The organism is Bacillus sp. G1(2015b) (assembly GCF_001482475.1).
Classification (GTDB): Bacteria; Bacillota; Bacilli; order Bacillales; family Bacillaceae; genus Bacillus; species Bacillus safensis.
On sequence record NZ_LKIC01000003.1, the window covers coordinates 87,230 to 107,772 of the forward strand.

General features: G+C 39.9%; 16 protein-coding genes and 1 other annotated feature. Of the genes, 7 read left to right on the forward strand and 9 right to left on the reverse strand.

What is annotated here, in order from left to right:
* Positions 1-27: 27 nt before the first annotated feature.
* From ctpB to AMR95_RS02960, 3 genes are all read left to right on the forward strand, one after another.
* Positions 28-1,476: a carboxy-terminal processing protease CtpB gene (ctpB, locus tag AMR95_RS02950; RefSeq protein ID WP_039181746.1), complete on the forward strand. Its 1,449-nt coding sequence runs from the start codon at positions 28-30 to the stop codon at positions 1,474-1,476.
* Positions 1,477-1,820: 344 nt separating this feature from the next.
* A complete protein-coding gene (locus AMR95_RS02955; protein WP_003212923.1) occupies positions 1,821-2,174 on the forward strand; it encodes a swarming motility protein SwrAA in 354 nt (117 codons plus the stop codon).
* A gap of 68 nt (positions 2,175-2,242) precedes the next feature.
* On the forward strand, positions 2,243-3,430 hold the full coding sequence (locus AMR95_RS02960) for a PDZ domain-containing protein (RefSeq protein ID WP_024426241.1): 1,188 nt from the start codon (positions 2,243-2,245) through the stop codon (positions 3,428-3,430).
* 9 nt (positions 3,431-3,439) lie between these two features.
* Here the strand turns inward: AMR95_RS02960 and AMR95_RS02965 are convergent, their stop codons facing one another.
* The gene (locus AMR95_RS02965; protein ID WP_024423595.1) at positions 3,440-3,805 is read right to left on the reverse strand and encodes a winged helix-turn-helix transcriptional regulator; all 366 of its coding nucleotides are present in this window, start codon (positions 3,803-3,805) and stop codon (positions 3,440-3,442) included.
* A 228-nt stretch (positions 3,806-4,033) separates the two neighbouring features.
* Here AMR95_RS02965 and AMR95_RS02970 point away from each other — a divergent pair, with 228 nt between their 5' ends.
* Both AMR95_RS02970 and AMR95_RS02975 read left to right on the forward strand, forming a co-directional pair.
* On the forward strand, positions 4,034-4,708 hold the full coding sequence (locus AMR95_RS02970) for an NAD(P)H-dependent oxidoreductase (RefSeq protein ID WP_039181741.1): 675 nt from the start codon (positions 4,034-4,036) through the stop codon (positions 4,706-4,708).
* An 89-nt stretch (positions 4,709-4,797) separates the two neighbouring features.
* Positions 4,798-5,022 (forward strand) — a binding site (T-box leader).
* Between the two features lie 74 nt (positions 5,023-5,096).
* Positions 5,097-6,446: an amino acid permease gene (locus AMR95_RS02975; RefSeq protein ID WP_047201859.1), complete on the forward strand. Its 1,350-nt coding sequence runs from the start codon at positions 5,097-5,099 to the stop codon at positions 6,444-6,446.
* Positions 6,447-6,490: 44 nt separating this feature from the next.
* Here the strand turns inward: AMR95_RS02975 and AMR95_RS02980 are convergent, their stop codons facing one another.
* The 8 genes from AMR95_RS02980 to AMR95_RS03015 form a co-directional block, all read right to left on the reverse strand.
* Positions 6,491-7,483 carry a glycosyltransferase family 2 protein gene (locus AMR95_RS02980; RefSeq protein WP_058837548.1) on the reverse strand — a complete coding sequence of 331 codons (993 nt, stop codon included), beginning with the start codon at positions 7,481-7,483 and terminating at the stop codon, positions 6,491-6,493.
* A 31-nt stretch (positions 7,484-7,514) separates the two neighbouring features.
* Positions 7,515-9,629 carry an ArnT family glycosyltransferase gene (locus tag AMR95_RS02985; protein WP_058837549.1) on the reverse strand — a complete coding sequence of 705 codons (2,115 nt, stop codon included), beginning with the start codon at positions 9,627-9,629 and terminating at the stop codon, positions 7,515-7,517.
* Between the two features lie 205 nt (positions 9,630-9,834).
* Entirely contained in the window at positions 9,835-11,250 is a 1,416-nt protein-coding gene (locus AMR95_RS02990; RefSeq protein WP_058837550.1) for a sensor histidine kinase, read from the reverse strand.
* On the reverse strand, positions 11,247-11,933 hold the full coding sequence (locus tag AMR95_RS02995; protein WP_058837551.1) for a response regulator transcription factor: 687 nt from the start codon (positions 11,931-11,933) through the stop codon (positions 11,247-11,249). The genes AMR95_RS02990 and AMR95_RS02995 overlap by 4 nt, the downstream gene beginning before the upstream one ends.
* Positions 11,930-12,913, reverse strand: a complete 984-nt coding sequence (locus AMR95_RS03000; RefSeq protein ID WP_058837552.1) for a hypothetical protein — start codon at positions 12,911-12,913, stop codon at positions 11,930-11,932. Before AMR95_RS03000 ends, AMR95_RS02995 begins: the two co-directional genes overlap by 4 nt.
* A gap of 277 nt (positions 12,914-13,190) precedes the next feature.
* Complete coding sequence (locus AMR95_RS03005; RefSeq protein ID WP_058837553.1) at positions 13,191-14,525, reverse strand: MFS transporter; 1,335 nt, start codon at positions 14,523-14,525, stop codon at positions 13,191-13,193.
* Between the two features lie 40 nt (positions 14,526-14,565).
* Positions 14,566-15,138, reverse strand: a complete 573-nt coding sequence (locus tag AMR95_RS03010) for a TetR/AcrR family transcriptional regulator (protein WP_058837554.1) — start codon at positions 15,136-15,138, stop codon at positions 14,566-14,568.
* A gap of 80 nt (positions 15,139-15,218) precedes the next feature.
* The gene (locus AMR95_RS03015) at positions 15,219-17,750 is read right to left on the reverse strand and encodes a PEP/pyruvate-binding domain-containing protein (RefSeq protein WP_058837555.1); all 2,532 of its coding nucleotides are present in this window, start codon (positions 17,748-17,750) and stop codon (positions 15,219-15,221) included.
* A 280-nt stretch (positions 17,751-18,030) separates the two neighbouring features.
* Here AMR95_RS03015 and AMR95_RS03025 point away from each other — a divergent pair, with 280 nt between their 5' ends.
* On the forward strand, positions 18,031-18,276 hold the full coding sequence (locus AMR95_RS03025; RefSeq protein ID WP_025093987.1) for a CsbA family protein: 246 nt from the start codon (positions 18,031-18,033) through the stop codon (positions 18,274-18,276).
* A 279-nt stretch (positions 18,277-18,555) separates the two neighbouring features.
* Positions 18,556-20,541 carry an excinuclease ABC subunit UvrB gene (gene uvrB, locus AMR95_RS03030; RefSeq protein WP_058837556.1) on the forward strand — a complete coding sequence of 662 codons (1,986 nt, stop codon included), beginning with the start codon at positions 18,556-18,558 and terminating at the stop codon, positions 20,539-20,541.
* The last annotated feature ends 2 nt before the right edge of the window (positions 20,542-20,543 follow it).

The window sequence follows — 20,543 nt, forward strand, 5'->3', positions numbered from 1 at the left end:
AGGAAGAGTTGAAGAAGGAGGCCAAATATGAAAAAACAAATCGCATCTATTATGGCAAGTGTCGTTCTCTTAATAAGTGCAGGTGTGATGACGCATAAAGAAGGAACTCATGCGGAGTCACCGCAAGCAGCTGCTGCAATGGCTGGACAAGCTCAATCAAGTGATAAGGCGAAAGAGAATGGGATGGAAAAGATCGAGAAAGCCTATGACCTTATTTCGAATGAATATGTAGAGGAAGTGGATCGGCAAAAGCTACTTGAAGGCGCGATCCAAGGAATGCTTTCGACGTTAAACGATCCATATTCAGTATACATGGACAAGCAAACCGCAAAGCAATTTTCTGATTCGCTTGATTCTTCCTTTGAGGGAATTGGGGCAGAAGTGGGGATGGATGAAGGAAAAATCATTATCGTCTCAGCCTTTAAAAAATCCCCTGCGGCAAAAGCGGGTCTAAAGCCGAAAGATGAAGTCATCAGCATTGACGGTGAACCGATGAAAGAAAAAAGCTTAAACGATGCTGTGCTGAAAATAAGAGGGAAAAAAGGAACGTCTGTCGCCTTAACAATCAAACGAAATGGGATTGAAAAAGAGCTAACGTTCCATATCAAACGAGAGGAAATCCCGCTGGAAACAGTGACTTCCTCTGTAAAAGAGGTCAATGGGCATAAAACAGGCTATATTGCGATCTCCAGCTTCTCTGAAGATACGGCGAAGGATTTCACGTCAAGCCTGAAACAGCTCGAGAAAAAGGGCATAGAAGGCCTTGTACTGGATGTGAGAGGAAACCCTGGCGGCTATCTGCAAAGTGTGGAAGATATTTTGAAGCATTTTATTACGAAGGATCAGCCCTATATTCAAATCGCAGAACGGAATGGCGACCGGAAGCGATATTTTTCAAAACTGAAAGAACAAAAGCCTTACCCAGTCAACGTCTTAATTGATAAAGGCAGTGCTTCCGCTTCGGAAATACTTGCTGGAGCCATGAAAGAAGCCGGAAAGTATGAAGTCGTCGGTGATGTCTCCTTTGGAAAAGGAACTGTGCAGCAGGCGGTTCCGATGGGAGATGGAAGTAATATTAAATTAACGCTGTATAAATGGCTCACCCCAAAAGGCAATTGGATTCACAAAAAAGGCGTCGTACCGACAATTGCAATTCATCAGCCAGATTACTTTACCGCAGGTCCGCTTCAGCTAAAAGAACCGCTTCAGCTTGATATGAACAATGAGGAAGTGAGACAAGCCCAGACGCTGTTAAAGGGATTGTCATTTGACCCTGGCAGAGTAGATGGATACTTTGATGAAGAAACGAAAAAGGCCGTACTTGCCTTCCAAAGCACATACAATCTCGATAAATCAGGTGTCATTGATTTGAAAACAGCGGAAATGATGAACAAAATGGTGGATGAAGTGAAATCATACGAAAAAAATGACCTTCAATTACAGACTGCACTAAAAGCACTATATCTTAAAAAATAAAGAGGCGAATAATAGCCTCTTTTTTTTGGTTCATAAGTGTCATGAACATGTAATAATTTATGATTAAAAATAAATTATATCGAGAAATATATTCATTTATTTTACAAAAAACATAACATTCCTTCGATTTTACCCGATAACATATGTATATAAGAGACTTTCTGTTGATTTAAACATGTCATGAAAATGAAACTTTTGAAAGTTGTATGTTACATAAATAATTCTTACAATAAAAAGTAGCACTCATTTTAAATATTTTATTTTTTGCGGATATTCAGCTTGAGCATTAAGCTGTACCGAGGTTTGCGCTTTTCTTAAAAGAACTAGTAAATGGGGGTACACAATTGAAAAGGGCAAGTATTGTGAGAGAGAAAAAATATTACGAGTTGGTAGAGGAACTTAAGAGTCGTTCGAAAGATGTGACGTTTTCCGCTACAAAGGCATTAAGTCTGCTCATGCTGTTAAGCAGGTACTTGGTCAATTACACAACGGTAGAATCAGTCGACGAAATCGATGAAGACTGTGCTGAGATATACTTCAATTATTTAATGGATAATCATAAGAGACTTGGTATAAACTTAACCGACATCAAGAGGTCGATGCAGCTGCTCGGCGGCATACTAGATGTAGATGTCAATCACTACTTAAAAGATTTTTCACTGTCGAATGTCACACTTTGGATGAATCAGGAGAAATAAACCTGATGTCAAGCATCGATTTATTTGATAGAATAAGAGAAAATGCTTGACTTGGGCGGTGAACGATAATGAGCTCGGAGTGGATGGGAGCCGGATTAAAAGCGGTCGGTCTGTTTTTAATCCATCCTCTTTTTTATTTCATGATATTAATCAGCCTATTGCATGGCTACATCCGCGTAAAGCGGGAGAGAAAAGCGTTTCAAACAAGAATAGAAGATGTATACGATGAACTTAAATTTACATATTCAAAGGGATGGATTCTAGGGATATGCCTATCCGTCATTTCAGTAGGCTTAGGGATTGCCCTCCCCCCTGGATTCATCGTGCTGATTGCAGCGATGACCATCGTTTTCTCTTTATTCTTTAAGGCGAGTGCGCTTTCGTCTGCATACACACTCGGTTTCAGTTTTATTGCGGCACTTGGACTGATGCATTTCCAAGTGAGTCATTCTTGGCTGCCGCAGCTCTCAATGATGAATGCATCAGCCGTTGTCATTCTGCTAGGACTTTTATTAATGACCGAGGGGATCCTAGCCTATCGAACGGCGCATTTACGTACATCGCCTGCTATGGTGATGAGTGCGAGAGGACTTTTAATTGGTCAGCAGCGGGCAAACCGTCTGTGGCTTTTACCGCTTGTTTTGCTGATGCCAGCAGGTGAATTCACTTCTTCTCTGCCATGGTGGCCGGTGCTTCAAGTGCATGATCAAAGCTTTTCATTTATTTTGATTCCTTATATCATCGGATTCGGTCAGAGAATTCAAGGCTCACTGCCAATTGTTAGTATTCAAATTACAGCGCGGCGTATTCTCATGCTCGGACTCGCTGTCGCCTTATTAGGTGCTGCAAGTATTTGGTTTGAACCGATTGCTTGGGGAGCTGTATTGATTGCGGTGATAGGAAGAGCCTTTCTCTCATGGAAGCAGAGGGTCAATGACAATGCTGCCCCGTTCTACTTCTCTAAGCGTAATCAAGGGCTGATGGTGCTAGGAATTATTCCAAATACACCAGCGGCTGATTTAAAGCTTGAGATCGGAGAGGTCATTACAAAAGTGAATGGAATTGAGGTAAAAACCGTTTCGGAATTTTATGAAGCCCTTCAAACCAATCGTGCTCTAACAAAGCTCGAGATCATTGGCTTAAATGGTCAGACAAGATTTGAGAAACGGGCTTCTTATGAAGGGGAGCATCATCAGCTTGGCATCCTGTTTGTAAAGGATGATCCACAGCAAGAACCAACGGCAATTTCATCTTAAAAAAAGCTGCTAGAGATGGCAGCTTTTTTCTTTTGGGCGCGCTTCTTTCCCGTAGGATTCGCCCCATTCACGCATGGCGAAGATGATAGGCTTTAAGGTATTTCCGAGAGAAGTGAGTGAATATTCGACACGAGGGGGGACCTCCTCATAGACTTCTCTATGAACAACGCCGTCTTGTTCAAGCTCACGCAATTGCAGTGTGAGGACACGCTGAGAAATTCTTGGCAGAAGCCGGCGCAATTCATTGTAGCGTTTTGGTCCGCAAGTCAAATGATAAAGGATCACTCCTTTCCATTTCCCTCCGATGACACTTGTCGTCACTGAAACGGGACAGCCATGATTGACAATACTGACTGGATTGGATGGTGCACTCATCTTAAGACTCCTTTCTAAGGCAAATTTGGTGATATACGAACAAGATGGTAACTAACGAACAAAAATGTGCGTACTTGAATCACCCGAAGCTTTTCTTATACCATATAGATATCACATCACACATTCGGGCTGTTTGTTTTCTTATCATAACAATTTCTATATGTGAATGGAAAGAAATTGGATTGATGAAACACACACCCTAATTGGTTAATAGAAAGGATGAATACAATGCGAGACAAAGAACAATTAAAAAAAGAAATCATTGAGGCGTATGAGTTCCGCCATGCGACAAAAGAGTTTGATCCAGCGAAAAAAATATCAGAGGATGATTTTGCGTTTATTTTAGAAACAGGAAGACTTTCCCCAAGCTCTGTAGGGTTTGAGCCTTGGAAGTTCCTCGTGGTTCAAAATGAAGCATTTAGAGAAAAATTAAAAGAGTATACATGGGGAGCGCAAAAGCAGCTTCCGACTGCGAGCCATTTTGTGATCATCTTGGCAAGAACAGATGCCCGTTATGATTCAGCATATGCAGAATACATCAACAAGCAAATCAAAGGAATGACAGACGAAACGTTCGAGATGGTGAAGGGACGCTACCAAGAATTCCAAGAGAATGATCTTCATTTGTTAGAAAATGAACGTACGCTCTTTGATTGGGCTTCAAAACAAACGTATATTGCCCTTGGAAACATGATGACAGCCGCTGCGCAAATTGGTATTGATTCATGTCCAGTCGAGGGATTCAGCTACGATGAGATTCATCGCATTCTAGATGAAGAAGGGCTGCTTGAGGATGGTCAGTATGATATTTCTGTCATGGCAGCCTTTGGTTATCGTGTGACCGAGCCGAAGCGCGGCAAAACGCGCCGTCCGATGGATGAAGTAGCTGTTTGGATTCGTTAAAAGAGAATGTCTGAAAAAGGATGTTGACAATTGCGTGGTTAGTCAGTATATTTAAAAAATAAAATCTTTGATGAATATACAAATTGACTATAAACGCTTTGACTTGAGAATAGTAGATGAACATCCGTTTTTTAAGAGAGCTGCGGGTTGGTGCAACGCAGTAAAACGAATCATTGAACTCGCTCAAAGAGCGGTAAGACTGAATGAATAGTAAGTCTTTACGTGTGACCTCCGTTAACGGGTTTTAAGTTGGATTCAGCTAGGGTTGAATCAATTAGAGTGGTAACGCGGTTGCAAGGTCAGTCGTCTCTTCAGGAGATGACTGGCCTTTTTATATGCTTTTATCTTATATTTGTCTGAAGATTCAAATTTAAAGGAGCTAAAGAAAATGGAAAAGGAACATGTGCAGTTAAAACGAACAATGACGTCAAGGCATATTATGATGCTCGCACTTGGCGGTGCAATTGGTGCTGGTCTTTTTAAAGGAAGCAGCTCTGCTATTGATATCGCAGGTCCTGCTGTCATTTTGGCATATATGATTGGTGGTCTTATTTTATTATTTATTATGCAAGGACTTGCTGAAATGACGGTTGCACGACCTGGTGCAAGAACATTTCGTGATTTAATTGAACCTGTGTTAGGCAAATATCCGGCCTATTTCTTAGATTGGATATACTGGAAAATGTGGGTGCTGAACATTGCAGCAGAAGCGATCGTGTCTGCGATCTTTATTCAGTACTGGTTCCCACAGGTGCCGATTTGGACACTTGTGTTAATCATTTCACTAGTTGTGACATTGATCAATGTATGTTCTGTTAAAATGTTTGCTGAGACAGAGTACTGGTTAGCCTCTATTAAAATTGCTGTTATTATTTTATTTATTATTATTGGGTTAACCATGTTGTTTGTCTCATTCGGACAGCATGCAGCACCGGGATTATCCAACTTAACCGGTCACGGAGGATTTTTCCCGAATGGAACGGGCGGCTTAATTGCGGCCATGCTTGTTGTGGTGTATTCATATGGCGGGACTGAAATGATTGGGGTCACATTAGCAGAAACAAAAAACCCTGAAAAAGTCATCCCAAAGGCCATTCAAAGTACATTTGTACGAATCATTGGTTTCTATGTACTGCCGTTCTTCATCATCGTCAGTTTGATTCCTTGGAATCAAGTAAACAATGAGCAAGTGAGTCCATTCGTCACCGTGTTTGCAACAATTGGCGTGCCATACGCAAGTGATATCATGAACGGTATCATTTTACTAGCGATCTTGTCTTCTATGAACTCTGGACTGTACGCATCCTCAAGGGTACTTTATACGCAAGCGATGGATGGACGAGTATGGAAGGGCTTTTCAAAGCTATCAAAACAGCAGGTGCCTGTTAGAGCAATCCTAGTGTGTACATCTACATTGTATGCCGCTGTATTGATTTCTCTTTTTGTAGGCAGTCAAACTTTTAATTATTTAATGGGATCTTTAAGCTATACGGTCTTATTCATCTGGTTTATTATTGCTGTCGGGCATTTGAAATCTCGAAGTGTAGCAGAACCAGGAGGATATCGTGTGAAGCTGTATCCTTTTACAACATGGTTTTCTGTGATTGCGATCATTGCCATTTTCATCGGCGTTGTGTCAACAACTCCAATTGTCCAAACAATGGTCACAATGGGCATTTATCTGATTATTACTCTTTCTTTCTTCATTAACAGAAAGCGGTTTGAAACAGCTGCTTAATACAAAAAGCGTGCGGGACCTTGAAAGAGGTCTCACACGCTTTTTTAATGCTGTTTGTATTGCTTGAAATGAACAGGGGGTTGAACAGGATGTGGCTTTGATTGAAGCCCGTAACTCTCTCTTATGATGTAAAGTGGTCGATCTTTTGCCTCGTCGTAGATTCGGCCGATGTATTCCCCAATCATTCCCAGCATAAAGAGGATAATGCCGCTAAAGAACAGCTGTATGACAATTAATGAACTCCATCCTGTAATGGTGCTGTTTGTAAAAAGCTTTAAGTAAAGTACAAGAAACATTGAAATGAATCCGATAGCGGAAAGGGCAATTCCTGCTAAACTCGCTAGCTTCAAAGGTTTATAGGAAAAGGAAGTGATTCCATCCATCGAGAGCTTAAGCATCTTTTTGAGCGGATATTTTGTTTCTCCTGCTAGACGTTCATCTCGAACGTACTCTACTGCAATTTGTTTGAAACCTACCCAGCTGACTAGGCCGCGAACAAATGGATTTTTTTCTCGTATTTTTCTCATTTCATGGCACACTCTACGATCTATTAACCTGAAGTCACCGGTGTCAATTGGGATATCTACTTCGGTGATCTGACGTAAAACGCGATAGAAAAGAGAAGCGGTTTGCTTTTTGAAAAAAGTTTCACCTTTTCGTTTGGTGCGCACGGCGTATACGACTTCATAGCCTTCTTTCCATTTTGCGATCATCTCTAATATCAATTCAGGCGGATCTTGTAGGTCTGCATCTATCACGATGACAGCTTCACCCTTTGCATAATCCATCCCAGCTGTAATTGCAATTTGGTGTCCGAAGTTACGTGAGAAATCAATGAGTCTTACATTCGGATCGTTTTGGGAATACCCTTTAATTAGTTCAGCTGTTCGATCCATACTACCGTCATTGACGAAGAGAAGCTCGTATGCTTCTCCCGTCGAATCCATGACTGTTTTCAGTCGCTGATAGGATTCATGGATCACAAGTTCTTCATTATAGACTGGGACTACAATAGAATATCGTATGTTCTTTTCCATCAGTCATCGTTCCTCCCTTTTAATAGATGAATTAATCAACGGATAGTTCATAAAGAGTGCCGCTCTCCATTCCGCCCATTGGTCCATTTGACTGATCATTTTGTTCTGATTGTTGGCTGTCTGTTTGCTGGTTCGTTTTGGATGTAGAGCTGTTCTGCCATTTAGAAGCAGATACTTCTTTGCCATTTTTTTGAATCCAAGTTAGAATGTCAGAACTGCCGCCTCTCATACCAGTAAGATAGAAATATTTGATTTTGCCGTCTTTGACGAGCTGTTTGAATTCACTAAGCGTGAGAATGTTATCAGATCCACTAAATCCACCTAATGCCATAACAGCTTTTCCTGTTTTAATAATGTAAGGTGAAGCAGTGGTTGCATCTGTTGTTCCGAATAGGAACTCTTCTCCCGTATTGTTTTTCTCAAGATAGCTGATCAACTTTTCATTGACTTGTGAACTCATGCTGCCACTTGAAGTGGCAAGCTGAGGCCCAGCCTCTGGAAGCATACTGTTTCCTCCATAAAGAAGAGGTGTACTTGCCCAGTATAGTGGTGCAATCAGCATGCCAAGGATGGCGATGAGAGACACGAATTGTTTTCGTTTTTCTTTTCCTTTTATCAAAAGTAGAGAAAGGATTGTTCCAACACCAATGATACCGACTGCAATGCTTAGCCCAAGACCGATCGTGCTTGTAAAGGTGGATAGGATAAAGATTTCAAATGCTGTTGTAACGAATATCGCAATTGGAAGCAGCCATTTTTTTAACCCAGTTCCTGTTTGAAATAATTGTGTCATAGAAACCCATCCGGCTCCTGCTAATACAGCAATAGGCGGTGCCAGCATGATCAAATAATAATGATGGAAAAATCCTGCTACACTGAAAAATGCAGCAACAGGTATAAGCCAAGCTAACCAAAATAGAGTTTCTTTTTGTTTTGTATTGAGACGTCTTCTTTCAAAGGCAGTCGAGAAGAAGATACCAATCGCACCGAAGATTGCAAATGGAAGCAGCCAGCTGATTTGATCGGATAGTTCAGATTGGAATAAACGTAGCGGTCCCTTGGTTCCTGTACCAAACATGCCGGAGCCATTTCCCATTTTTCCGCCCACGCCATTTGGCGGTCCATCACCATTACCGCCTAAAGGCATATCAGGTGGTGTTGTGCCGTTTGCTCTGCTTGGTGGTCCTTGCATTGAAGGCTGTTCCTGACTGGATGATTGGTTTGAATTGTCTGAGTTGTTTTGATTTCCGTTAGATGGCGGCTGAGGCATGGTGGATGAATCATTGTCATTTTGCTGATCACCCTGCTGTGAAGGTGGCTGTCCCTCACCCTGATTTGTGCCGCCTCCCCCGCCAGACTGTTGACCAGTCAACCGCTGAAGACCGTTGTAACCAAAGGCTAATTCTAGTGCTGAGTTCGATTGACTTGATCCCATATAAGGGCGATTGTCTTTATAAGTGAGATCAACAGCGATAGACCAAGAAGCAGATACACCTAAAAGAAGAATCATTGAAATCATCAGTGATAACAACTTTTTCTTCCATGTTGTTCGGTAGGCAATGATGTAAAAAAGAAGGAGTGCTGGTACGATCATATAGGCTTGTAGCATTTTTGTATTAAAGCCGACGCCAATCATCGCAAACGAAACAATCGCCCAAAGAACCTTTTGCTGTTTTACAGCCTTGAACATCATTCCTGTTGCTAGTAAAAGTATAAAGACAAGTAAGCTGTCAATATTATTTGTTCGAGATACAGCAACCGCAATAGGTGTAGACGCCATGATAAGTGCCGCTAATCTTGCCGCTGCTTGACCAAAAGTTGGTTTGACAAGACGATAGATCAGATAAACAGATCCAATGCCTGCTAAAGCTTGAGGCAAGATGACGCTCCATCCATGGAGACCAAAAATTTTGGCACTGATTGTTTGCAGCCAGAAGGTGAGCGGGGGTTTATCCACCGTGACATATCCTGCTGGATCAAATGAAGCAAAGAAGAAATTATGCCAGCTTTGCATCATACTTGTGACAGCCGCAGTATAATACGCATTCACCGTATCATCTTCCCAAATGTTATAAATGTTTAAGATGGCAGATAAGATCAATATGAAAAATAAATAAATATCAAATTTCTGAAAACGTCTGATCAAAAGCATGTCACTCCTTTTTCTTCACTTGAAAAAAGTGTAACAAGCAAATATGAATAAAATGTTAATAAAAAAAGGCCATTTTTTTATTTTTTAGAAATAAAAACAGCTCTTAATGAAAAGAGCTGTTCAAGTTGTAGAAAGTTCTATGGATACTGAATTTATCAGATAAAATAGTGATTCCAATGAGAGTAAAATATGTGAGTAGCTATAGAGTAGGTGAGCTCTCATTGAATGGAGCATTGGGAAGTTGAATGATGGCTGTTGTACCAAAGCCAGGCTCAGATTGAATGTTGAATGTCCCATGGTGCTTTTTGATGATTTGATAGACAATGGCTAATCCAAGGCCAGAGCCGCCATCTTTTCTTGTTCGTGCTTTATTTACACGATAAAATCGCTCAGAAACATGTGGAAGATCTTCTTTTGGAATACCATTGCCTTCGTCAGTCACTCTCAATTCAGCAACACTTTGGTGAACTTGTAATTCAATTGATATTGACTTCCCAGATGGCGTGTAATGAATGGCATTGTCCAGTAAATTACGTATCACTTGTTGGAGACGGTCGCTATCACCATAAACAATACAATCCTCTTCAAGCATTCGTTTGAAAGTAATGCTTTTATTGCCTGCGACGAATGCCATTTGATCAAGAACATCGTGGATCAGCTGTGCAAAGACAATTGGCTCCATCGTTAGTGGATAAGAGTCTCCTTCTAACTGTGCAAGATCTAAAAGATCGTGCACAAGACGGCTTAAACGTGTGGCCTCATCTTGGATGATTTGCATCCCTTTCTTTTGATCAATGATCCCTTCTTCAATTCCTTCTGCATAGCCTTTCATATAACTTAAAGGCGTTCTAAGTTCGTGAGAGACATTCGCAAGAAATTCTCTGCGGTGCTGTTCAACTTTTTCGAGAGTTGAAGACAGTTTATTAAAGGAGCGGCTAAGCTGGTTTAATTCATCTCCTTTTTTGGTTACGACCATTCGTTTTGAGAAATCACCAGATTCCATTTCTATTGCAATTTCTTTCATTTTATTAATGGTCTGCACAATTTTATTGGAGCTCTTATATCCGATCAAGAATATCAGGAGCATAATCAAAAAGATGGATATACCAAGCGTCAATCTAATTTGAACAAAGGGTTCATATACATCTGATAAGGGCATGGAGAGGAAAATAGTTCCCGATAGATCATCATTGCTTGAGAAAACAGGAATGGCGATGCCAAGAATATCTTGGTGAAACTTTGGGTGTTCTCTAATTAACACGACGGTTTCACCTTGAAGGAGCTTTTGGCGTTCCTTGAACGTAATGAGATTGTCATTTGTGTCCGTATCAAAAGGAAGTCCACTTGAAAGTTCCATTGGATCATCTGTAAAAATAACGTTCGCCTGACTTGAGTCATTTGCCCATTTCATTCTGTCGGTAAAATACTTGTCTTTCCCGTGTGTGTGATAGATTTCTGCCAGCTTCTTACCTTGCAAACTTAAGGAATCGATCTGTTTATCAATATATAAATGCTGGTATAAGTAAAAAGTAAGGGCAAGCGCTGAGGCTGCAACGATTCCGATCACTGCAAGGATTAAGAAGAGTACTTTCTTTTTAATCGATAATGGCTTCATCCTTCCTCCTCAAACTTATAGCCGACACCCCAAACGGTTTTAATATATCGTTCTGCTTCCTTTAATTTCAGTCGCAGCGTTTTGATATGTGTATCGACTGTTCTTAAAGAGCCGCTCGTTGAATGTGATTCCCACAATTTTTGATAAAGGTGTTCTCTTGAAAACACTTGTCCTTGGTTGAGCAAAAGAAACATGAGTAAATCAAATTCTCTTCTTGTTAAATTAACGGGCTGTTGATGGAGGTAAACTTGTCTGCCATCTTGATCAATCTCCATGTCACCAATCTGTATTCGGCTGCGCTTTAGCGAAAGACCTCTAATTCGTCTCAGGGTTGTTTCAATTCTTGCTGCAAGCTCACGCAGACTGAAAGGTTTCATGATGTAGTCATCTGCTCCAATTTCAAGTCCTCTAATTCGGTCCTCCTCATAACTCCTTGCTGTTAAAAATAAAATTGGAATTTGAGATGTTTGTCGAATACGCTGACAGACTTCAAATCCATCCATGTCAGGCATCATGATATCTAATACAACAAGGTCAATAGATTCCTTTTCAAGCTGATGCAAGGCATCTTTTCCATTATTCGCAGTAGTAATGTGAAAGCCATGTCTCTTTAAAAAAGACCCGATTAGCTCAAGCATATCAAGCTCATCATCTACGATTAAAATACGCATTTGTTCCTTCATTTCTTTTCCTCCAACACGATAGCATAAGGTCCTGATGGGACATTTAGTTGATTTTTCATAATAAGTGAGTGTTTATCGATGATGGATACTGAGTTGTCATCCAAGTTACTCACATAAATTGATGTCGTATCAGCGGTGATATAATTCGGATTTTGACCAGTTTCAACAGAAGCAAGTTGCTTATTTGTTTTGGTATCTACTTTGTATAGCGTATGATCTCCATGACATAGTACATATAAAGTAGAAGAATTTTTCTCTGGAAAAAATGCAACAGGCATAACGCCTAGCTTTATTTCTCGCTGTTTTTTGCCAGTTTTAGGGTCATAAGCAAGAATACTCTTATTTAAGGTACCTTGTTTACCATGGCCGCCGATCCAAATGGACTGCCCATCAAAATGAATCCCAGAAGGCCGTTCAAGTACAGAAAACGTACGTATATTTTTTTCCTTTTCAATATCTATGACTGAGACAGTATGACTTTCTGCATTTAAAACAAATAAAACACCTGATGAAGAAATTGTCATAGAAGAAGGTAATTTTCCGGTTTTCACAGTTGATTTTATTTTTTTACTCTTCGTATCAATAAAATAAACGACATTTTTCTGCGAATTTGCAGCAATTAATGTATGAGAAGCTGCATCATATGTAAGGGAAGTCAGTCCTTTATCCACATTCATATAATCTGTTGCTGTCCCATTTTTTAGATTGATTTCGATAAGGGATTCTCCCTCTTTACTTGTAGCGATGATGACGTCTTTATTAATTTGAATAAGATCAGTAAGTGGGTGTTTTAAATCCACAGAAGAGAGCATTTTATTTTTTTGTATATCAACTATTGAAAAGGAGGCTTTTTTTAATTGAGAGATGACAGCGATCGATTGAGAGCTGCCTGGCGGTGTAAATTGCTGTTCTTTTCCACAGCCTGTCAAGAATAAAAGTAGAGCTGATAAACAGATTAAAACATATTTCATACGTTCCATTCTTCCGCTCCTTTGCGTTCTCTATTTTCAAAATCATACCACAAAAATTGTGAAAAAAAATTGAAGTTATCTATGCTGAAAAGAATGAAAAAGAGTTTTTAGGTGAAGTGAGGGGAGACAATTTGTACTTGAAGTTCCTTTTTTGTCTGGTCGTATGCCATTTTTCCTTCTTTAAAAGATGATTTTCAGGATTTGATGGATGCACTTGCTATAGCTTACAGTGATACAAATGATGAAAAACTCCCCCGCTCTAAATAGACATAGAGCAAGGGAGCCATTAGGCGGAATGTTCAGATGATGGGGAGGTTGATTTTGTTTTTACACGTTGAGATAAAAAGAAACCAAGAATGCCTGCACCCATTAATACAATAAATAAAGATTGAAAACCACTCATGACACCAATCAATGTAGACGAAATGATACTGCCAAAATATCGAAAGGTAGAGAAAATACCAGATGCTGAACCGGATAAGCTTTGATCAACAGACGTTAAAGAAGCCATCTGCATACTAGTCATTCCAATCCCTGATGAAATTCCACCTGCGATAAGTGTCACGATAAGCAGTGGTAAGGTAGGGTACTGACTGAGTGTGATTAACATGATCCCTGATAAAGTGAGGCAGATAAATGAAAAGCCAATCATTTTTTTAGCGCCTTTTTTCGGATGGAGTCTTGCCCCTAGCAAGCCGCTAATAGACATGCAAAGAGAAAATACTGATAGAATGATACCGCTTTGTGTATGAGACAGTGAAAGTTGTTGTTCCATAAACAGCGGCATAATTAGAAGGATGGCATACATGACAAAATTACTTAGCATGATCGACAGGTTAGCATTTGTAAATGAACTGTTTTTAAAAAGCGATAAATCGATGATCGGATTCTTTACTTTCCGTACATGTATAAAGAATAATGGAATGACGATCAACGCTAGAATTCCATAGATCAAGTATTCATTTAGCAAATGGCTTTTTGTGCATAGAATGAGTGTGGCAATCCCGATGGTTAAGTACAATGAACCAATGATGTCCACATTTACTTGTAAGCGTGTATGGTTTATTTTTGGAATGAGTAATACGCCGGTAACAAGTGTAAGGAACAAGAATGGGATATTTACAAAGAATATAGAGTGCCAATCAAAACTCTGAATAAGAATCGAACCAATAAAAGGTCCAAGTGCGGCACCAATACCGGCTCCAAACCCAAAGTATCCCATTGTTTTAGACAGTTTTTCGGGGGATACTGTTGCACGAATCAATGCAATGCTATTCGGTGTTAAAATAGCACCACCAGCTGCTTGAATGGAACGAAAAATGATGAGAAAAGCTAGATTAGGTGCTAAAGCACATCCGATCGAGCCAATTAAAAAGAGCATGACCCCAATTAAATACATTCGCCGGTGTCCGTATATATCTCCTAACTTACCAGCGATAGGCTGTGTGACTGCCATGACAATAAGATAAATTGTGACAACCCAAGTGATGTTTGAAAGGGATTGATCATAATACGTTGATATGGATGATAGAGCAACTGCGATCATCGTTGAGTTGACTGGAACTAGTATAGCCCCAAGCAACAAAGAATAGATGATGAGGCTCTCTTTGTTTAACTTCAATGTGTATACCACCTTTTGTAAAAAAGAAGAATTTCACCCTTTAAGCGGGAGAAATTCCTCTCATGAAAATGTGTGTGCATGTCTCAATAAAATCTTCTTTTTGTGTGAGCACGAGTTGGAAATCTTGCTCTAGTTGCTGAATGAAAAATCCATAATACGTACTAATGAAGATGTCTGCATAAATGTCTTCTTTTTCTTTTAATACACGATGCTTGGCACCCATCTTTTTGAAATATTGTATCAGCATTTCTCTCAGTTCTTGAGGATATAACTTTTCATGATTCGTTAAATCCTTAAACATATCCGGTTCTCGCATGCTGATATAAATAAATTCTTTTTTGGAAGTCAAATTTTCAAGGAAATAGGTACCGAGAAACTTTAAATCGGTGTATAAATCGCCTTTAAATTCTGCTTCTAGGGTTTTTGTCGGTAATGATTTCATCTTCATAATGGCAGCAATGACGCCGCGTTTGTTTTTAAAGTTGCGGAAAATAGTTGCTTCACTCACATTCGCTTTTGTCGCTATTTCTTTGGTTGTTGTTTTTTGATAGCCCTTTTCAGTTAATAAATCCATTGTTGCGCGAATGATTCGTTGATTTGTAGATTTTAACAAGCATACTCACCTCAGGTTATGAATGTGTTTGCAACAAAGTAAGTATACCGATAAAATCTATGACCGCCAATACGATTAGTTCATGAACGTGAATGCTGATTTAATATCTGAACGCGTCCATTGCTGCCATCTACTGTCACAAGGTCACCGGATTGGAGTGTTTCAGTTGCTATTCTAGTCCCTAAGACAGCTGGCATCATATACTCTCTAGCAATAATAGCTGAATGGGATAAAATGCCTCCAGCATCTGTGATGACTGCTTTTGCATCTCTAAATAAGCTCGTCCATAAGGGTGTAGTCGATTTGCAAACTAAAATATCATCCTTTTGAAATTGTGAGAATTCTTCAGCGCATGTAATGACTTTTACTCTTCCAGAAACAATACCACTGGATGCGCCAATTCCATGGATCACATCGTTTGTGTTGTTTTCGTTTTCTCTTAACGAACCAAGCATTCTTTCCACTTGCTGCAATTCAGCTTCAGTTGGTGTGCCGGTGTAAGCTGGGAGTTGAATGTCTTCATTTTCTTTCATTTCTATTTTTCTTTGCTGGACAACCGATTCGAATGAGGTAGACGTTGTGAGTGCTTTGTATACCTCTTCATCATAGAGATTCCATATATCATCTTGATGAGGAATTGCTCCTTTTTGTGTAAGAAGTTCACCAATTTTTAATAGATATACCCGGGCTTTAGCATCTAACATGGCATCAATGTAGAAATGGTGGTCATCTCGGATATTCGCTGCTTGAAGGGCATATTGATACAGCGTCTCAAATTTTGTTTTAAACGACTCATCCTTCACTTGACTCATAAAATGTTTATACGTTTCTTGTCTTTTGATCACTGCTTTTGCAAATTCTTCATCAAAATCACATTGGGTCTGAATGTTATTTCTAATGATATCTAATATATATTCAGGGTTCTCTATCCATGTTTCTTCCGTAAAGTCATGACTTTTAACAGATCGCCAGCCGTAAACTTGGAGAAATTCTTCTAATTTCGAAATGAAGTGTTTTCCTTTTTTCGAGTGATTGAGTGCATACAACAGCTCTGGGTTCTTTTCATGCTGAATAAATGCTTGATGAAGTTCTGGATCTTGAAGGACTTCCTTTGCTATATCCGATAGCATCTTATCTATTTCAAGAGATTTGTTCATCACGCCTATCATCATTTCGTGCAGCAAGACGACTTGTGTTTGATCACCGGTATACGTCACAAGCATGTCTTCGATTATGGATGACAGAATGACTTGTGGCATGATGATATCAAAATGATCATCATATGCTCGTATATAAAAAGCCTTTAATTCTTCAAAGCCTTCGATTGCTTTTTCAATGGTTATAGGCTCATTTATTTGGCGATCGAGTTTTTCGTAAAATGGAAAGAAGTTTTCTTCAAGAATCTTATACATCCGTTCACTTAGATGTGGAAATAACTCAAACATACTTTCATTAAAAATGGGTGCAGCTGTCTCTCCCACTTGAGACATTTCCGGTGCCGAGTATAGGTGTCCCCTGTAAAGCTTAATATCTTTGATGTTCATATCAGGTACTTGATACTTTTCTCCATTTTTCTTCATCCCGCTTTTTAAGGCTGGTATGATCAGGCTTGAGAAAAGAGGGCTTGTTGGACCAGGCATATGATCGTCCATTGAAATCCAGAAATCCTGCAGCTCTTCTGACTGCATGAGAAAAGAAGCACCTGCTGTTTCATTTGCTGATTTTGAGAGAGCTGTCGTAATCGGCCTTGCTTGAAGTAAATAAAACGACCCATTTGCTATACCAAATTCGATATCGACTCCATGTCCGTAAAGTGCTTCTACTTGTTTTGTGATTTGTGCGATTTCTTTCAATTGATCATCGTTCAGGCAAAACTGGCCAGCCATTTCCTCCGCTACTGGCTCCTCGATGACACCCTCTTGGAAAGGAACAATTTGCAGCTCTTTCGCCCCAAGTGTTTTTTCAATGAAAAAGTTCTCTTTATCTACAATAAACGTGTCCGGTGTCACAAGACCGGAGACAATTGCTTCTCCCAAGCCGTAGCTTGCGGTCAGCATCATTTCATTTGTTTTTCCCGATATGGGATTCTCACTAAAGATGACACCGGAGACGTCAGAATGGACCAATCCTTGAACGACAACGGCCATAAGTGGAATCTCTTCTTCGTTTTCATTCATCTCTTCCTTATAGTCTGCGACTCTCGCTGCAAAATAAGAAGACCAGCATTCTTTGACAGCTAGTAAAAATTCTTCATTTGATTTGATATTTAAATAGGTCTCGTACTGTCCTGCAAATGAGGCCCCTTCGAGATCTTCAGCAACAGCAGAGGAGCGGACTGCAACTGAGGGATAAGTCTTCCGCAATGATTGAAAGGACGAAAGCAGCTCTGCTTCCATTTGTGAAGGAAACGATGCTTCTTTGATTTTTTGAGAAAGATTTTGTTCTGCTGGCTGCAGATTGTGATATGAAAGAAAGCTTTCAAAGCTGTTGGTTTTAATAATAAATCCATCTGGGACTGGCAGACCGTGATTGTTTAATTTGATTAAATTTAGGCCTTTTGCCCCTGCGAGTGATGCGGATTCTTCAGCCGCATGAAATAAAACTGAATACATGGGAATGCCCCCTTATCCAAATAGCCAATGGTTTGTATGTGTCTCTATGATTAAAATGATAGTGCGCACTATCATTTTAATCATAGGATTGATTGGATGTTATTGTCAAAGACGGAAAGACCTATCTTTATAAAGGGGACAATCTCACTAATTTTCTTCTATTTCTAAAACAAAAGTCTCCGAACATGAAGAAAAAAGGCAAAATTGAAAACTGTGAATTGTTCAATATGCCAATCTTTACTATAATCAAGGAAGTAGACCATGAAGAGGGAGGGTTTTTGTGATTACAAAAGCCATATTTGCACTAGTTTTTCCTTTCCTGCTCGTTATTTTATTTTCAAAGGTTACTTATAATCATTACGTAGGCATTGCGTTAACAGCAGCGCTTTTATTTGCTTCGTATATGAAAGGCTATACAGAAACCTACTTTATTGTGGGATTAGATATTATTTCTTTAGTAGCTGGGGCTTTGTTTATGGCTAAAAAAGAAATCGAAAAGAGAGAAAAAGCTGAAAAACATCAATGATGTTATCTCAATGCTGAAAGCTGACATGTTTTAAACAAGAGCTGTGCTTACGATTTCTAGTAAGCACAGCTTTCTTTTTCTGCTCATCGAATATCTCACTCCAAAATGTTCCATACTGAAAGGAAGGTTTTCTTAAGAGGGTTATTTGCCAAGGGAGAGAGGGTATGACTGTATTGGAAATAAAAATCAAGTGAGAGCCGAACTTTAGTTCGTATTTTTGTGTTCTTTTATGATAATATATTCATTAGATAGATTTCGTAACGAAACGGAGGCTTTGATGTGAGTGACCGCTTTGAATTAGTTTCTAACTATCAGCCCCAAGGAGATCAGCCAAAGGCGATTGAAAAGCTTGTTGAGGGGATCCATCAGGGGAAACAGCATCAAACGCTGTTAGGTGCTACAGGTACGGGAAAGACCTTTACAGTCTCCAACCTGATCAAAGAAGTGAACAAACCGACGCTTGTCATTGCGCATAATAAGACACTTGCCGGTCAGTTATACAGTGAATTCAAGGAGTTTTTCCCGAATAATGCTGTTGAATATTTTGTGAGTTACTATGATTATTATCAGCCAGAGGCATATGTACCTCAGACCGATACATTTATTGAGAAAGATGCCAGCATCAATGATGAGATTGATAAGCTGAGACACTCGGCTACTTCCTCGTTATTTGAGAGAAGGGATGTCATCATCATTGCCAGTGTGTCCTGTATTTATGGCTTAGGTTCGCCAGAGGAATACAGAGAGCTTGTGCTGTCTTTGCGCACTGAAATGGAGATTGAACGCAATCAGCTCCTTCGTAAGCTGGTGGATATTCAGTATTCTCGTAATGATATAGATTTTCAGCGCGGAACCTTCCGAGTCAGAGGAGACGTCGTTGAGATTTTTCCTGCTTCACGAGATGAGCATTGTATCAGAGTGGAGTTTTTCGGTGATGAAATTGAACGTATTCGTGAAGTGGATGCGCTGACTGGAGAAATACTTGGTGATCGTGACCATGTGGCCATTTTCCCAGCATCTCACTTCGTCACAAGAGAAGAAAAAATGGAAAAAGCCATTATCAATATTGAAGAAGAGCTAGAAGAACAGCTTGAAAAGCTTCGCGAAAATGGAAAATTACTTGAGGCGCAGCGCCTTGAGCAGCGGACAAGATATGACCTTGAGATGATGAGAGAGATGGGCTTTTGTTCAGGGATCGAGAATTATTCAAGACATCTGACCTTGCGTCCTCCTGGTTCAACACCTTACACACTGCTTGATTATTTCCCAGATGATTTTATGATTGTTGTCGATGAGTCGCATGTGACGATTCCGCAAATCCGCGCCATGTACAACGGAGACCAAGCGAGAAAACAAGTGTTGGTTGATCACGGATTCCGCCTGCCATCAGCACTTGATAACAGACCGCTCACCTTTGATGAGTTTGAAAAGCATATCAATCATATCGTGCATGTATCAGCAACGCCTGGTCCATACGAGCTTGAGAAAACGCCTGAGGTTGTGGAACAAATTATTCGTCCAACAGGATTACTTGATCCAATTATTGAGGTGCGCCCAATTGAAGGACAAATTGATGACTTAATTGGAGAAATTCATGCACGAATTGAGAAAAATGAGCGTGTGCTTGTGACCACACTAACGAAGAAAATGTCTGAGGATCTCACAGATTACTTAAAAGAAATCGGAATCAAGGTGAATTACCTGCATTCAGAAATTAAGACCCTTGAGCGGATTGAGATTATCCGTGATTTGCGTCTCGGTAAATATGATGTGCTTGTTGGAATCAACCTTCTTCGTGAAGGACTGGATATTCCAGAGGTGTCGCTCGTGGCCATTTTAGATGCGGATAAAGAAGGCTTTTTGCGCTCTGAAAGATCCCTCATCCAGACGATTGGCCGTGCAGCGAGAAATGCAGAAGGCCGGGTCATTATGTATGCAGACAATATGACGAAATCGATGGACATTGCGATTCAAGAAACGAAGCGAAGACGAGAACAGCAAGAAGCATATAACGAGAAATTTGGGATTACCCCACAAACCATCCATAAGAAAATTCGAGATGTTATTAAGGCAACAAAGATACATGAGGATTCGGAAGAATACGAAACAAAAGCAGCACCAAAGCTTTCGAAAATGAGCAAAAAAGAAAGAGAAAAAGTGATCGAAAAAGTCGAGATGGAAATGAAAGATGCAGCAAAAGCGCTTGATTTTGAAAAAGCAGCAGAATTAAGAGATCTATTGCTAGAGCTAAAAGCGGAAGGATGATT

What these genes read in the sequence shown, in the direction of transcription:
- AMR95_RS02995 (WP_058837551.1), bottom strand. Translation starts at nt 11,933, where the DNA reads ATGAAGGAACAAATGCGTATTTTAATCGTAGATGATGAGCTTGATATG.
- AMR95_RS02965 (WP_024423595.1), bottom strand. Translation starts at nt 3,805, where the DNA reads ATGAGTGCACCATCCAATCCAGTCAGTATTGTCAATCATGGCTGTCCC.
- AMR95_RS02960 (WP_024426241.1), top strand. Translation starts at nt 2,243, where the DNA reads ATGAGCTCGGAGTGGATGGGAGCCGGATTAAAAGCGGTCGGTCTGTTT.
- ctpB (WP_039181746.1), top strand. Translation starts at nt 28, where the DNA reads ATGAAAAAACAAATCGCATCTATTATGGCAAGTGTCGTTCTCTTAATA.
- AMR95_RS02975 (WP_047201859.1), top strand. Translation starts at nt 5,097, where the DNA reads ATGGAAAAGGAACATGTGCAGTTAAAACGAACAATGACGTCAAGGCAT.
- AMR95_RS02990 (WP_058837550.1), bottom strand. Translation starts at nt 11,250, where the DNA reads ATGAAGCCATTATCGATTAAAAAGAAAGTACTCTTCTTAATCCTTGCA.
- AMR95_RS02970 (WP_039181741.1), top strand. Translation starts at nt 4,034, where the DNA reads ATGCGAGACAAAGAACAATTAAAAAAAGAAATCATTGAGGCGTATGAG.
- AMR95_RS03015 (WP_058837555.1), bottom strand. Translation starts at nt 17,750, where the DNA reads ATGTATTCAGTTTTATTTCATGCGGCTGAAGAATCCGCATCACTCGCA.
- AMR95_RS02980 (WP_058837548.1), bottom strand. Translation starts at nt 7,483, where the DNA reads ATGGAAAAGAACATACGATATTCTATTGTAGTCCCAGTCTATAATGAA.
- AMR95_RS03000 (WP_058837552.1), bottom strand. Translation starts at nt 12,913, where the DNA reads ATGGAACGTATGAAATATGTTTTAATCTGTTTATCAGCTCTACTTTTA.